This is a genomic window from Marinobacter segnicrescens, from assembly GCF_900111555.1.
Lineage (GTDB): Bacteria > Pseudomonadota > Gammaproteobacteria > Pseudomonadales > Oleiphilaceae > Marinobacter > Marinobacter segnicrescens.
Genome location: NZ_FOHZ01000008.1, coordinates 83,919 through 97,726, shown reverse-complemented (window position 1 = coordinate 97,726; position 13,808 = coordinate 83,919). Strand labels below are relative to the sequence as shown.

The window sequence follows — 13,808 nt, the reverse complement described above, 5'->3', positions numbered from 1 at the left end:
AGCCGGCCCCTATGCATCGGCCAGTGACTCGCCATAGGCAGCGGCGTCCATCAGCCCGTCCAGCTCGCCCTTGTCCGCCAACTTCACCCGGTATAGCCAGCCTTCACCATAGGGGTCTTCGTTAACCATCTCCGGCTCGTCTTCCAGGGCACCGTTGATTTCAATCACCTCGCCGGTCACCGGGCTGAACACATCGGAGGCGGACTTCACCGACTCAGCCACGCCGGCTTCCTCACCGCCGGTAACCGTGTCGCCGACCTCAGGAAGACCGATATAGACCACGTCACCGAGTTGCCCCTGGGCGTAATCGGTGATGCCTACTGTGGCGGTGCCGTCATCCGACACCCGCACCCACTGGTGAGTCTCGATGTATTTCAGATCCGCAGGTATCTCACTCATGTCACTTATCCATTGGCTGGAAAATTTGCCGCAGTTTACCGGAAATCACCCGGAAACAGGAACGCCAGAATGGCGGGCACAACCCGCTCGAACCGCTGGAACCGGTGATCTCCCCCTGGCTGGATCCAGGTTCGGGCTCCCGGGTGCTTGGCCAGGATTTCCCGGTAGTCCAGGGTTTCGTCTTCGGTCTGCAACAGGATAAACAGGTTGTCTGCCCGAACCGTGTCCCCGGGCTCCATGGCTTCCAGGGTGTCCATGTGGGCGGGGGTCAGGTCGTAGTCCTCACCGGTATAGGGGTTATGCTGTGGCCCCAGGTGGGACTGCAATAATCGGTATGGCCAGGCAGCCGGGTTAATCAGCGCGGCCTTCACCCCATACTTCGCCGACAGGACCGAGGCATAGAACCCGCCCATGGAGCTGCCAACCAGCCCCACCGGTCGGTCCCCGGCAGACTCTACCGCCGCACTTGCTCTGATCAATGCCAATTCAGGGTCGAACCCCAGCTCCGGCACAACAAGCTCTATGTCAGGCGCGACAGCAGGCAGCAACGTCCGGAGCTCAGACACTTTCTGCGAGCGGGGCGAACTGTTGAAGCCATGAAGGTAGACCAGAACCGGGTCTCTATCACTGGAGGCCATGAATGTACCGGATAGAAGGAATGGGCCTGTCAGTATAGCCGTCCGAACAGCGACTCAATAGCCGTTGCTGTTCATATCCAGCTCATATTGAAAGTCTGTCGCCCGAACTACCCCTGTATCCAGGGTGCCATTGCTGTGAAGGTCAAGCCACCGGAACCCCGGAGCCAGCCGCTCAACGGCAAAGTCCTCGGACCCCGCCTCGAACTGGATGCAGGTGGATGGTGTCGCAAGCAGCCGGACGTCGCCCCGGTACAAGTCAAGGTCCTGGTGGATATGGCCCCAGAGTACGGCCTTGACCTGTGGAAAGCGGTCGATAACCTCCCAGAACTGGTCACGGTTATGCAAGCCGATGGCGTTCATCCACTCGGTATCGATGCGAACGGGGTGGTGATGTAAACTCACCAGCGCAGGACGATCCGGGAAGGCGGTCAGAGCCTCCGCCAGGAACCTCAGTTCTGCCTCTCCAAGCTGGCCGTACACCTGCCCTCTTACAGAGGAGTCCAGCATGATGACCTGCCAACTTCCCACCAGGAACTGGCGCCCACCGGCCTGGTATTGAGCAGCAATCCGGTTGAGCACCTGGCTGTCGTCATGGTTGCCGGCAATCCAGCTTTGGGGGCAGTCGAAGGCAGCGGCCTGGCGGGCAAATTCGTGGTACGCAGCCTCAGAGGCGTCCTGGGCGATATCACCGGTCGCAAGCAGAAGGTCTGGTTGTGGCTGTCGCGCCCTTGCCAACTGAATGACCGCAGCCAGGCTGTCACGGGTACGAACACCCAAAAGGGCCCCGCCGCCATGCCCCATCAGGTGGGGATCGGTAATCTGGAGAACGCTTGCTACGGCGCTGTCGCCGGCGGCAATGGAAATGGGTGTCTCGTTTTCAGGTGACGACATTACGTGTTTTTCGTCCAGCGGCTGATGTCTTGGATACTAGCCGGATTCTACGTATACAACTTCCACTTTAGTCACAAGTCGGCAGTGGAAGCAGGGCAATTTTTACAAAAGTTGACACAAGGAGGACTGATCAGGACCTCAGCGGGCAGGCGCCTGGTCTTCAACGCCATCGGCAGAGCGCCACGGGCTGGAATCCGGTGTAACGTGACCGAACCTGAGGCAGTAGTCGAGCCAGTCTGCCACAAAACCGTTGAGCTGGACCTTTTCATCCGGGTGGTGCATGAAGCGGTTGGGGTAATCGTTGACGGCGGCTACCTGGCGATTGCCATAAAAGCTGATCACTTCAGCCATGCTGGCGTCGTGGTATACCCGCACGGTGAGCTCCGGGTTATTCAGCCAGCGTCCGCTGTTATGGACCTGTTCCAGCAAGAGCGTTTCCGTATACCGGGTCTGCTGCAACACCGAAATACTGACGCGCCCAAGGTAATGGGCCTCACGGTGCAGGTCGAACTGCAGCACATCCGTGTCCCCACCCTGGACCCGGCGAAGTCGACGCAGGCGCTGGTAGTTGCCTTCGCACAGCGCACCGAGTCGTTGCAGGTCGGGTACGTAGCGCTGCCTGCGCAGGGTCACGGCGCTCACGACTGCCCCCACCCCCGCCGCAGGCGGTCACGGTTAAGCTGAAGCCACTGGATCGCCATGATGGCCGCCGCGTTGTTGATCCGCCCATCGTGGATCATGGCAAAGGTTTCTTCGGCACTGAAAACATGGGCGCGGATATCTTCATGCTCATGGTCCAGTCCGTAGAGCCCACCGGCGTTTTCGGTACTGACCTGTCCAGCGTAGAGGTAGACCAGTTCGGTGGTGCCACCGGGTGACACCAGGTATTCGCAGATTTTTTCAAGGCGGGTAAAGCTCAGCCCGGCTTCCTCTTCGGCCTCACGATGGGCAACGTCCTCCGGGTCCTCGCCTTTTTCGTTCATTCCGGCTACCAGTTCCAGCAACCATGGGCTCTGATCCCGACCGATGGCTCCGAGGCGGAACTGTTCGAGCAGGACCACTTCATCCCGCTCAGGGTCATAGGGCAGCACGCAGGTGGCGTCGCCACGAACGAACAGTTCGCGGGTAAATTCGGGCATGGTGGTGCCATCAAACCGCGGGTGGGTAAGCCACAGCTTGTCCATGCGGAAGAAGCCTTTAAAGACGGTCTCCCGCTTGTGGACCTGCACGTCGCTGGCCTTGAACTGGAAGGGTTCGGGCTTCTTTTCGGTCATGGTGGTTCTAGGGTTTCCGGTGGTATGGCGTGATGGTGAACGATAGCCGTTCGAGCTTCGTTATTGCAAGTCAGTTTTGTAGCCTGAAAGTTGCGCAGAAGGGCACCCGAAGGCGAGGGGATTTTCCCGGACACGCCGTGAATACATCCCTGTAGGCTCTTCGAAAACGTCCCTGTTTTCGAAGGTCCGGGAAAATCCCCTCACCCCCGGATACCCCCTAAATTCCGAGATAACGCTACAGGCACACACCTTTAACCGTAGCCGCCAGTGCGGTTAACCGAGAGCCGAAGCACAAATCAGCTAAAATCATTTCATGACGGCGTAACTGCAAACGCCGCGATATCGCCAGGATAAACGGGGGCGGGGCGAGCACGTTTTTCGGGACCTTCAAAAACAGGGACGTTTTTGAAGAGCCTCCATGGATGGATCCACGGCGTGTCCCGAAAAACGTGCTCGCCCCGCCACCGCTGGCACCAAACCTATCAGTCTTGCAAGACGATCACATCCGGTAGTAAATCATCAAACCCGGTCGTAGATCTTCCCACCAGCGGCCACAAACTCCTCGGCCTTCTCCTGCATCCCAGCATCCACGGCAGATACCTCATCCAGGCCGTGCTCCCGGGCATAGTCCCGCACCTCCTGGGAGATCTGCATGGAACAGAACTTCGGACCGCACATGGAACAGAAGTGCGCCACTTTCGCGGACTCCTTGGGCAGCGTCTCATCATGGAACGAGCGAGCCGTATCCGGATCCAGGGCAAGGTTGAACTGATCCTCCCAACGGAACTCGAAACGGGCCTTGGACAGAGCGTTGTCCCGGATCTGGGCACCAGGGTGACCCTTCGCCAGGTCCGCCGCGTGGGCCGCGATCTTGTAGGTAATGATGCCGGTTTTTACATCATCCTTGTTGGGCAGCCCCAGGTGTTCCTTGGGCGTCACATAGCAGAGCATGGCGCAACCAAACCAGCCAATCATTGCGGCGCCAATACCGGAGGTGATGTGATCGTATCCTGGCGCAATATCCGTGGTCAGCGGCCCGAGGGTATAGAACGGCGCCTCGTCACAACATTCCAGCTGCTTGTCCATGTTCTCCTTGATCAGGTGCATCGGCACATGGCCAGGGCCTTCGATCATGCACTGCACGTCATGCTTCCAGGCTATTTTCGTCAGTTCACCCAGGGTTTCCAGCTCACCGAACTGGGCCGCGTCGTTGGCGTCTGCGATAGAACCAGGCCGCAGGCCGTCGCCCAGGCTGAAGGACACGTCGTAGGCCTTCATGATCTCGCAGATGTCCTCGAAGTGCTCGTACAGGAAGCTCTCCCTGTGGTGGGCCAGGCACCACTTGGCCATGATGGAGCCGCCCCGGGAAACGATCCCCGTGGTCCGGTTAGCCGTCAGCGGTACATGGTGCAGCCGAACGCCGGCGTGGATGGTGAAATAATCCACCCCCTGCTCCGCCTGCTCGATTAGGGTGTCGCGAAAGATCTCCCAGGTCAGGTCCTCGGCCACGCCGCCGACTTTTTCCAGGGCCTGGTAAATGGGCACTGTGCCAATGGGCACCGGAGAGTTGCGGATGATCCACTCACGTGTTTCATGGATATTCTTGCCGGTGGACAGGTCCATCACCGTGTCCGAACCCCAGCGGATGCCCCAGGTGAGCTTTTCCACCTCTTCCTCTATAGAGGAACTGACCGCTGAATTGCCGATATTGCCGTTGATCTTCACCAGGAAGTTACGGCCAATGATCATGGGCTCGGTTTCGGGGTGATTGATGTTGGCGGGAATGATGGCCCGGCCACGGGCCACTTCCTCTCGCACGAATTCCGGTGTGATTTCCGGCGGCAGGTTAGCTCCGAAAGACTGACCGGGATGCTGCTGGTCAGCCAGCCCCTGTTCCCTGGCTTCCTGCAACTTCATATTCTCGCGGATCGCGATGAACTCCATCTCCGGTGTAACGATGCCCTGGCGGGCGTAGTGCATCTGGGAGACGTTACGCCCGGCCTTGGCCCGCAGCGGCTTTCGCTCGTCCATAAAGCGCAGCGGGTCGAGCTGCGGATCCTTCATTCGACGGCGCGTGTACTCCGAGGAATAACCCGCCAGTTGATCGGTATCGCCCCGCTCTGCGATCCAGTTGGCGCGCAAAGCGGGCAGCCCCTTGCGCAGGTCGATGGTGGCATCCGGATCTGTGTACGGCCCGGAAGTGTCGTAAACGACCACCGGCGGGTTCTTTTCACCGCCCATATCGGTGGGGGTATCGGTAAGGGAAATCTCCCGCATGGGAACCTTCAGGTCCGGGCGGGAGCCCTTTACGTAAATTTTACGCGATGCTGGCAAGGGCTTGATTGCGGCGCCGTCGACGCGGGCAGATTCACTGAGATAGGCTGGAATATCAGACATAGAGCGGACCCTTCTTGTTTGAAACGGATTCGGGCCGCGTATGACGCTGGTGCTGCAGGCAGGAGACCGAAACGGTGCTGCCACCGTTCAAGCTACTGCCACCAGATCTGTCCTGGATCCCTACGCCGGTACTAACCGGATCAGGTTCGCGGGTTTTGCACTGCAATCTCAGCCGACCAACTGGCCAGCACCCCGTCAAGACGCGATTCAGGTCACTGTAGCAAGCTCATGGGGAGCAGCAGTGACCATTGGTTTGTCCACAGAAGTGGAGCAGTGTTCAAGTCTAGAGATCCGGCGATTTATTGTCCATAATGGCTTTCCTGCCTGATTAGCAAGCTAGGCTGGACGGATTCGCCAAAAGAAGAAACCACAGCCGCCACCCCGGCTGGTGGGTTGCCACACTGGGAGAAGCAATGAAAAAGCAACTGTTATGCGGCCTGATTGGTCTGTTGTCAACGCAGGCTGCGCTGGGCATGGACCTGATTGAGACCTATGAAAAAGCGCTGTCCTACGATTCAGGGATTGCTGCTGCCCGGGCGTCACTGGAAGCCCAGGAAGCCGGCGCGGACGTCACCCGCAGCGCATTGTTGCCCCAGATTGGCGCCTATGGCGACGCCAACCACATTGATGTGGACGGCCCCAACCAGGACAACTCCTACAAGTCCTACGGTTACGGGGTGCAACTGACCCAGCCGCTTTTCCAGGCAGATGCCTGGTTTGCCTACGATGCGGCCCAGTTCCGCACCGAGGCAGCCCGGGCCGAGTACAACCTGGCCCAGCAACAGCTGATTCTTGATGTGGCGGCCGCTTACTTCGATGTCTTGCGGGCTGCGGACAACCTGACGACCGCCCGAGCCACCGAGAATGCCATCGAGCGCCAATACCAGCAGGCCCAGGAGCGCTTTGACGTAGGCCTGATTGCCATCACCGAGGTCTATGAGGCCCGCGCCAGTTTTGATGACAGCACCAGTCGCCGCATCGCCGCCGAGAGCGAACTGGATATCGCCCGGGAGCGTCTGGCCCGCCTTACTGGTGAATACGCGGAAGACCTGGAAAACCTGGAGCGGGATTTCCCGCTGATGCGCCCCATGCCCCTGAATCCCAATGAGTGGGAGTCCACGGCCCTTGAACAGAACTGGCAGATCCAGCGGGCCATCAAGGAGCTCCAGGCAAGCAAGGCCAACCTGGATGAGGCCAAGGCCGGCCACTATCCGACGGTAGACCTGAACGCCTCATGGGGTCAGCAGAAACTGGACAACATTGAGGACCCTGTCACCGCCAGCCTCGGCGGACAGCGGGACGGCACCACAACAGAGGGTATCATCGGACAGCGGGACGGCACCACAACAGAGGGTATCATCGGACTAAGCCTGAATGTACCGCTTTACGCCGGTGGCGGTATCCAGGCCGGGGTACGACAGCAGAGAGCCACGGTAAACCTGCAGGACGAGAACCTGAAAACCACCCGCCGGGACGTGCAGGTGAATACCCGTAGCCTGTTCCGAACCGTCAACACCAATATTGAGACCGCGTCGGCCCTGGAGCAGACCATCGTCTCCCGGCGCAGTGCCCTGGATGCGACCCGGGCCGGATACGATGTGGGCACCCGGAACATCGTGGAAGTCCTGGATGCCGAGCAGGCCTACTACATCGCCCTGCGGGACTATGCCAACGCCCGCTACGACTATGTGGTTAACAGCCTGAGCCTGAAGCAGGCTGCCGGCACTCTCAGTCCCCAGGACCTGATCGAGCTGAACAAGTGGCTCAGCGAAACGGCGCCGGGCATTGAGGCGCTGGCCAATGAGGAAGAAACCCTGGACTCCCCAATGAAGTAAGCCGGATCAGGCCTGCCCGCCAGCGGCTGTGTTTCCGCCCTCCGGAGCAAGCCGCGCCAGCACGCCTTCAACCACCTGGTTGAGGGCGCCCCGGTTGGCTTCGACAGTCTCTAGCGCAGCCGTGCCAAGCCGGGAGGCCTCATCTGGATCCGAAAACAACCTCGCTACCGCCTCTCCCAGGCCTGCGCTATCTGACACCCGAACCAGGCCATGGTGCTCCTCCAGCTGCCGGTACACGGTCTCGAAGTTGAACACGTGGGGCCCGGTGATCACCGGCATCCCCCAGGCCGCCGGCTCCAGCGGGTTGTGGCCGCCTCGCTCGATCAGTGAGCCGCCCACGAAGGCAACATCTGCCGCGCCGAACATCACCATGAGCTCCCCCATGGTGTCGCCAAGATAGACCTGCGCCCCGGCGGCCGGCGGCTCCCCGGCCGAGCGCCGCGCCAGCGAGAACCCCCGTTGGCTGATCATGTTGGCCACCGAATCGAATCGCTGCGGGTGCCGGGGGACGATAATCAGTACGGCATCAGCAAAGGCCTCCCGTACCCTGGCGTGGGCCTCCAGCAGCTGCTCGTCTTCCCCCTCATGGGTACTTGCAGCGATCCATACCGGACGATCCTGGAATTCCTTGCGGAGCTCCTGGGACTGCTCTCGCACGGCGTCAGTGATGTTTACATCAAACTTGACGCTACCGGTCACCGAGATCACTTCTCCCCGTGCACCAATTTCACGGAACCGGCCCGCATCTTCATCGGCCTGAGCAGCAATCCAGTCGATTCGCCGCACCAAACCACGCGTCCATTCACCGAAACGCTGATAACCCCGGGCAGACTTCGCCGACAAACGGCCGTTAATGAGAAAGATCGGGCACTGCCTCCCGCTCACCCCGGTAATCATGTTGGGCCAGATCTCGGTCTCCATGATGACCAGTGCCCGGGGCCGGACACGCCTCAGAAAGCGTCTGACCGAACCCGGGGTATCGAAGGGCGCATAGGCATAGTGAACCTGGTCGCCAAACAGGGTTCTGGCCTGCGCTGCCCCGGTCGCTGTCATGGCAGTGACCAGGATGGGCACGTCGGGCCGGCGGGCCAGCAGCGCCTTCACCAGCGGAGCGGCGGCAATGGTTTCACCCACAGAAACCGCATGCACCCAGATCACCGGTTCGGACAATGCCGGAACCCACCCGAGGCGCTGCTGCCAGCCTTCGGAACTCGCCCCGTTGCGACGGGTGGACCACCAGAGATAAGCCAGGGCAAAGGGCAACAGCAGCCGATAACAGAGGGAATAAACGGTATGCAGCATGGAGGCTCCTGACTCGAACGTGAGGCCATTCTAACCAATTGACCTGCCGGTGACACCGGCGAACCGGCCCTGATAAACTCTCTCCCTTTGAGCCTCCTCATTGGCCCTTTGGAATCCTCGGTAAAACGTGAAGCGCAAACATCGCAAGAAAGAACGTGATCTGGATTACAGCCATTACCTTCATCCGCGCTGGTGGCCGACCTGGCTGGGTGTGGGCGCAATGTGGCTGATGGCTCGCCTGCCCTTGGGTATGCAGTGGAAAATCGGTAAGCTGATCGGCGAGCTGGCCTGGCGCTTCATTCCGCAGCGGAGACACATCGCCGAGACAAACATCCGCGCCTGTTTTCCCGAGCTCTCTGACAATGAACAACGAGCACTGGTCCGCAAGGCTTTCCACTCTAACGGCATTGGTTTGATGGAAATCGGGGTGGCCTGGTTCCGCAATGCGTCCGATTTCATGAACATTACCCGGGTTCATGGGCTTGAAAATCTGGATAAGGCCCGTGCCGGAGGAAAAGGTGTGATGCTTCTTGGCGGGCATTTCAGCACCCTGGACCTGGGTGGCTGCCTCTCCACCGAGGTCATCGAAGCGGACGTCATGCAGAGGGATCACAACAACCCGCTGATGAACGCCGTAATGACCCGGGCCCGACAGAGACGATATGGCGCCGTACTCGACTCCAAGGATTTACGAGGCCTGCTCAAGCGTCTGAAGGCCAATCGCACGGTCTGGTACGCCACGGACCAGGACTATGGCCGCAAGGGCATCGTATTCGCGCCCTTCTTCGGCATTCCTGCCGGCAGTATTACCGCCACCTCCCGCATTGCCGAGCGCAGCGGCTGTGCCGTGGTACCTTTCAGTCACTTCCGCCGGGACGACAAACCTGGCTATGACATTTACTTCCACCCGGCACTGGAGAACTTCCCGTCTGGCGACGACCTGGCCGACGCCACCCTCGTCAACCAGGCCATCGAGCGGGAAATCCGCCGCCAGCCTGACCAGTACCTGTGGATGCATCGGCGGTTCAAGACCCAGCCCAACCGGGATGACCCTGCCTTTTACGGCAAGAAACGCAAACGCTGAAGGACAATTCCACCTATGGCACTTAACAAGGCCTCCCTTGCCATCCTTGCGCTGCGACTGGCCGGCAAACTCTCCTTTGATATGGCGCAACGCATCGGCCGGGTGCTGGGCACTGTGGGAGGCTGGCTGCCAACCCGCTCCAAAAAGGTCACCACGGCAAACATCAGGCTGTGCTTTCCTGAGATGCCAGAAGACCAGCGTCGCCGCCTGGTTCGCTCCAGCCTGCGCCATACCGGACAAACCTTTATGGAAATCCCCCTGATGTGGGAGTGGCCGGTGGAGAAATGCCTGGGCCTGATCCGGGAGGTTGAAGGCCTCGAAATGGTGGACAGGGCACTGGCGGAAGGCAGGGGTGTGGTCCTTCTGGCCCCTCACCTTGGTAACTGGGAGCTGGCGGGTATTTATTTCTCCTCCCGCTACCAGATGGCAGCACTCTATAGCCCACCCCACATGGCAGAATTCGAAGACTACATGATCCGCGTTCGGGAACGGGCAGGCTCCACGCTGGTAAGGGGCGACCGCCGCGGCCTTGTGCGGATGGTGAGCATACTCAAGGGCGGGGGGATTGCCGGAATACTGCCGGACCAAAGCCCGGACAAGAACAGTGGGTACGCCTATGGCCCGTTCTTCGGACATAATGTACGCACCATGACCCTGGCGTCCAAGCTGATCGCCCGGTCAGGCGCTGCATCGTTTACCACCTTCGCAGAGCGACTCAAGGACGGGCGGGGCTTCCGTATGGTGATCCGCCCCACCGAACCCGGCATTGACAGTGCAGATCCGGTCGAAGCAGTAACCGCCCTGAACCTGTCGGTGGAAAAGTGCGTGCGGGAAATCCCGGAACAGTATCAGTGGGAGTACAAACGCTTCCGTCACCTGACGCCCGGAGAGATCAATCCCTACAACCCCAAAAAGCGCTGCAAGTAATCCGAGCCCGGCTCTATTCAATCGCCAACTGACTCCGCGATATCCCTGACGGGCAAGCCCGGGGCTGACTGTGTATAATTGCCGCTTGTTTTCAGCCTGAACCTGTCGGTACCTATGTCCCAGCACCAAGCAACACCGCAATCCATAGGCGTGGTGATCACCACCTATAACTCCCCTGCCTGGCTGGCAAAGGTGCTGACTGGCTATGAGAATCAGTCGAACAAGGACTTCCGGGTGATCATCGCGGATGATGGCTCAACCGACGAGACGCGTCAGCTGATCGAGCGCTTCCGTGACCGGGGCATCCTCACGATCGACCATGTGTGGCATGAGGATGACGGCTTCCGTAAATGCCAGATCCTGAACAAGGCGATCCGGGAAACCAGCTGCGACTACCTGATCTTCACTGATGGCGACTGCATTCCCGAACCGGGCTTTATTGCCACCCACCGGCGGCTGGCCGAGCCGGGACATTTCCTTTCCGGCGGTTACATCAAGCTCACCATGCCGGTATCCGAGAAAATCACCGACGACGACATCCGCAGCGGCGTGATTTTCGAGCCGGATTGGCTGGTTGCCAATGGCCAACCGAAGAGTCACAAACTCTGGAAACTGTCCCCCTCAAAGGGGTTCCGGAAACTGCTTAACGCCGTCACCCCGGCTGCGGCCAGCTGGAACGGCATGAACAGCTCTACCTGGACCCGTGACCTGATCGCCGTCAACGGCTTCAACGAAGATATGCAATACGGCGGCCTTGACCGGGAGCTGGGCGAACGCCTGTGGAACTACGGCCACAAGTCAAAGCAGATCCGCTACAGCACAGTATGTCTGCACCTGGACCACGCCCGGGGTTATTCGAAACCCGAGATATGGGAGAAGAATCGCGCCATTCGAAAGGCCGTCAAGGAACAGAAAACCTGGTGGGCCGAGAACGGTATCGAGAAATCCCGTCCCGATTCTGCCGGCGCCTGACCCATGAGAACCCTGGTCGTTATCCACAGCCTCAAAATGGGCGGCATGGAGCGGGTTGCCGTGAACCTTGCCGACGCCTTTGCCGAACAGGGCCATGACAGCCATCTGCTGTCCTGCCGTAACCGCCCCAACGACCTGAAGCCAGCCGACAACCGGGTTACCCTGCACCATTGGGACCAGCTAAAGCACCTGATGGCTTCGGTCATCGGTATCCCCGTGTTCCTGCTTTCCCGCCTGTTGCTGGGTGTGATATTGCCCCGCTCCCACTTCATGTGGGTGGGCTGGCTGCATGGCTGGCTACTGAAACGTCATATCCGGAAGCTGGAGAGACGGCACGGTCGCTTCGATCGCATCATTTTCCGGGGCCTGGGTACGTTCAAGTACTTTTGGTCTTTCCGGGATGATCGCTGCGTCTACGTGCTGGAAAACGTCATCCACCATGACCGGCCGTTGTGGCAAAAACGGTGGGAGTGGAAACTGGTTTTCGATGACCGCCACCTGGTTTGCGTCTCATCGGGTGTGATGGAATCCGCGAAAGAGGCCTTTGCCCTCGGCAGGATCCATCCGAAAAGCCTGAGGGTGATCACCAACCCTTGCCCGGTGGAATCGATCCAGTCGCTGGCGCAGGAAAACGACCCGGATATCCCTGACAAACGCTACATCGTCAACGTCGCCCGCCTGGTACCTCAGAAAGGCCACGCCCTGCTGATGGAAGCCTTCGCCCGGGCCGATATTCCACATCAGTTGGTGATTGTCGGCGAAGGCCCCCTGCGGGAAGAACTTGAGCAGAAAGCCAGGGATCTCGGCATTACCGAAAGGGTCCTGTTTGCCGGTAAACGCCGTAATCCCTACCCCTGGATGCGAAAGGCTGACCTGTTTGTGCTCGCCTCTGAATACGAGGGGCTGGGCATTGTGCTGACAGAGGCCCTGGCGTGTGGAACGCCCATTCTGTCCACAGATAGCCGTGGTGGAGTCCGGTTCGTTTTCCAGGGTGCACTTGAACGGTACCTGACACCACCGAACCCGGAAGGCCTGGCGGCGGGCCTGGAACGTACCATCCGGGAACTCCCCATCACAATCCGGCCGGAGTGGCTGGCGCCTTTTCGCAGTGACGTGGTGGTCAGTGCATTCCTCACAGCACCAGAGGAGCCAACGCCATGACAACATCGCCCCCCCTGCCCCTCAACATCCTTGTCGCAGGTATCTACTGGTCCGGCTCCGGGGCGGTCGTGGACTACCTGAAAGGCCACCCGGACTGTGTTGTGCCCCGGGGCGAGTTTACCGACTTCAAGCGCCAGGGCCGGATTGGCAGCATGCTCGAGGCAGCGTCGGGCAAAGAGGCCCGACAACTGGCCCGCCGGATGTGGCTTGAAACCGCCCTTGGCAAGCTACCTGCCGCTGCGTGGAAGCAGCGCAAGGTGAGTGCGCCCTCAGAACTGCCGCTAAAGGAGCAGGTGTTTCATAACCGCCTGAAGCTCGAGTACCTGAAGCAGTATCGCGCCCACCTTGCTGCGGGCGGTGCACCGTCCGACGATAGCGTGTGGAACCAGTGGCTCCAGGCGCTGGGCGCAAGGCTGGCAGGTAACCACAAGGCTGTGGTCTGGAACCAGCCCATCTGGGTAGGCAAGCACGAGGCATGCTGGCCTGGAGTGTTCAGCCCCTACCGGCTGGTGGTCGTTCACCGGGACCCGCAGGACCAGTTTGCGGAGGTGGTACGCCAGGGCAAGATCGGCAAACGTAAATCCGACCCCGCTTTCGACGACTCCGAGCAGGACGATATTGCCTATGTTCTCAAGGGGATTGCCGCAAAACTGGAGCACCTGAAGGCACTGGAACAGACCTTGCCTATGGGCCACCTGTTGACCGTCAACTTTGAAACCTTCGTAAAAGACCACTCCCGTGAGGCGGAGCGCATCACCCGGTACCTGGGCCTGGAAAATCGTCAGGGCAATGACGCCCCCTTCGACCCCAGCCAGTCCATCAAAAACATCGGCATTGGCCAGGAAGAAAAGATCCAGTCCATGCTTAAGCCCTACCGGCCACTGGTGGACCGGCTATACGAGCTTCGGGAACAACTCAGGGAATGATC

At 59.8% G+C, this 13,808-nt stretch carries 13 protein-coding genes and 1 riboswitch; of the genes, 6 read left to right on the top strand and 7 right to left on the bottom strand.

Annotation, left to right across the window (positions count from 1 at the left end; genetic code table 11):
- Nucleotides 1–9: 9 nt before the first annotated feature.
- From gcvH to thiC, 6 genes are all read right to left on the bottom strand, one after another.
- Nucleotides 10–399, bottom strand: a complete 390-nt coding sequence (gene gcvH, locus BM036_RS10090) for a glycine cleavage system protein GcvH (RefSeq protein ID WP_091851252.1) — start codon at nucleotides 397–399, stop codon at nucleotides 10–12.
- Between the two features lie 35 nt (nucleotides 400–434).
- Entirely contained in the window at nucleotides 435–1,037 is a 603-nt protein-coding gene (locus BM036_RS10085) for a YqiA/YcfP family alpha/beta fold hydrolase (protein ID WP_091851249.1), read from the bottom strand.
- Nucleotides 1,038–1,091: 54 nt separating this feature from the next.
- Complete coding sequence (cpdA, locus tag BM036_RS10080; RefSeq protein ID WP_091851246.1) at nucleotides 1,092–1,928, bottom strand: 3',5'-cyclic-AMP phosphodiesterase; 837 nt, start codon at nucleotides 1,926–1,928, stop codon at nucleotides 1,092–1,094.
- 138 nt (nucleotides 1,929–2,066) lie between these two features.
- The gene (locus tag BM036_RS10075; protein WP_091851243.1) at nucleotides 2,067–2,570 is read right to left on the bottom strand and encodes a DUF1249 domain-containing protein; all 504 of its coding nucleotides are present in this window, start codon (nucleotides 2,568–2,570) and stop codon (nucleotides 2,067–2,069) included.
- A complete protein-coding gene (locus BM036_RS10070; protein ID WP_091851240.1) occupies nucleotides 2,567–3,202 on the bottom strand; it encodes an NUDIX domain-containing protein in 636 nt (211 codons plus the stop codon). Before BM036_RS10070 ends, BM036_RS10075 begins: the two co-directional genes overlap by 4 nt.
- Before the next feature lie 519 nt (nucleotides 3,203–3,721).
- Nucleotides 3,722–5,599 carry a phosphomethylpyrimidine synthase ThiC gene (thiC, locus tag BM036_RS10065; protein ID WP_091851237.1) on the bottom strand — a complete coding sequence of 626 codons (1,878 nt, stop codon included), beginning with the start codon at nucleotides 5,597–5,599 and terminating at the stop codon, nucleotides 3,722–3,724.
- Nucleotides 5,600–5,699: 100 nt separating this feature from the next.
- Nucleotides 5,700–5,804, bottom strand: a riboswitch (TPP riboswitch).
- 208 nt (nucleotides 5,805–6,012) lie between these two features.
- On the opposite strand from thiC, the gene BM036_RS10060 reads away from it, so the two are divergent.
- Complete coding sequence (locus BM036_RS10060; protein ID WP_091851234.1) at nucleotides 6,013–7,434, top strand: TolC family outer membrane protein; 1,422 nt, start codon at nucleotides 6,013–6,015, stop codon at nucleotides 7,432–7,434.
- Nucleotides 7,435–7,440: 6 nt separating this feature from the next.
- On the opposite strand, the gene waaA is transcribed toward BM036_RS10060, so the two are convergent.
- Nucleotides 7,441–8,736 carry a lipid IV(A) 3-deoxy-D-manno-octulosonic acid transferase gene (gene waaA, locus BM036_RS10055; RefSeq protein WP_091851231.1) on the bottom strand — a complete coding sequence of 432 codons (1,296 nt, stop codon included), beginning with the start codon at nucleotides 8,734–8,736 and terminating at the stop codon, nucleotides 7,441–7,443.
- A gap of 127 nt (nucleotides 8,737–8,863) precedes the next feature.
- On the opposite strand from waaA, the gene lpxL reads away from it, so the two are divergent.
- The 5 genes from lpxL to BM036_RS10030 all read left to right on the top strand — a co-directional run bounded on the left by lpxL (nucleotide 8,864) and on the right by BM036_RS10030 (nucleotide 13,806).
- Complete coding sequence (lpxL, locus tag BM036_RS10050) at nucleotides 8,864–9,820, top strand: LpxL/LpxP family Kdo(2)-lipid IV(A) lauroyl/palmitoleoyl acyltransferase (RefSeq protein WP_091851228.1); 957 nt, start codon at nucleotides 8,864–8,866, stop codon at nucleotides 9,818–9,820.
- Nucleotides 9,821–9,835: 15 nt separating this feature from the next.
- On the top strand, nucleotides 9,836–10,747 hold the full coding sequence (locus BM036_RS10045) for a lysophospholipid acyltransferase family protein (RefSeq protein ID WP_091851225.1): 912 nt from the start codon (nucleotides 9,836–9,838) through the stop codon (nucleotides 10,745–10,747).
- 114 nt (nucleotides 10,748–10,861) lie between these two features.
- Nucleotides 10,862–11,719 carry a glycosyltransferase family 2 protein gene (locus BM036_RS10040; protein WP_091851454.1) on the top strand — a complete coding sequence of 286 codons (858 nt, stop codon included), beginning with the start codon at nucleotides 10,862–10,864 and terminating at the stop codon, nucleotides 11,717–11,719.
- Between the two features lie 3 nt (nucleotides 11,720–11,722).
- The gene (locus BM036_RS10035) at nucleotides 11,723–12,880 is read left to right on the top strand and encodes a glycosyltransferase (RefSeq protein WP_091851222.1); all 1,158 of its coding nucleotides are present in this window, start codon (nucleotides 11,723–11,725) and stop codon (nucleotides 12,878–12,880) included.
- Entirely contained in the window at nucleotides 12,877–13,806 is a 930-nt protein-coding gene (locus BM036_RS10030; protein WP_091851219.1) for a sulfotransferase, read from the top strand. The genes BM036_RS10035 and BM036_RS10030 overlap by 4 nt, the downstream gene beginning before the upstream one ends.
- Nucleotides 13,807–13,808: the final 2 nt, after the last annotated feature.

What these genes read in the sequence shown, in the direction of transcription:
- gcvH (WP_091851252.1), bottom strand. Translation starts at nt 399, where the DNA reads ATGAGTGAGATACCTGCGGATCTGAAATACATCGAGACTCACCAGTGG.
- BM036_RS10085 (WP_091851249.1), bottom strand. Translation starts at nt 1,037, where the DNA reads ATGGCCTCCAGTGATAGAGACCCGGTTCTGGTCTACCTTCATGGCTTC.
- cpdA (WP_091851246.1), bottom strand. Translation starts at nt 1,928, where the DNA reads ATGTCGTCACCTGAAAACGAGACACCCATTTCCATTGCCGCCGGCGAC.
- BM036_RS10070 (WP_091851240.1), bottom strand. Translation starts at nt 3,202, where the DNA reads ATGACCGAAAAGAAGCCCGAACCCTTCCAGTTCAAGGCCAGCGACGTG.
- thiC (WP_091851237.1), bottom strand. Translation starts at nt 5,599, where the DNA reads ATGTCTGATATTCCAGCCTATCTCAGTGAATCTGCCCGCGTCGACGGC.
- BM036_RS10060 (WP_091851234.1), top strand. Translation starts at nt 6,013, where the DNA reads ATGAAAAAGCAACTGTTATGCGGCCTGATTGGTCTGTTGTCAACGCAG.
- waaA (WP_091851231.1), bottom strand. Translation starts at nt 8,736, where the DNA reads ATGCTGCATACCGTTTATTCCCTCTGTTATCGGCTGCTGTTGCCCTTT.
- BM036_RS10045 (WP_091851225.1), top strand. Translation starts at nt 9,836, where the DNA reads ATGGCACTTAACAAGGCCTCCCTTGCCATCCTTGCGCTGCGACTGGCC.
- BM036_RS10040 (WP_091851454.1), top strand. Translation starts at nt 10,862, where the DNA reads ATGTCCCAGCACCAAGCAACACCGCAATCCATAGGCGTGGTGATCACC.
- BM036_RS10035 (WP_091851222.1), top strand. Translation starts at nt 11,723, where the DNA reads ATGAGAACCCTGGTCGTTATCCACAGCCTCAAAATGGGCGGCATGGAG.
- BM036_RS10030 (WP_091851219.1), top strand. Translation starts at nt 12,877, where the DNA reads ATGACAACATCGCCCCCCCTGCCCCTCAACATCCTTGTCGCAGGTATC.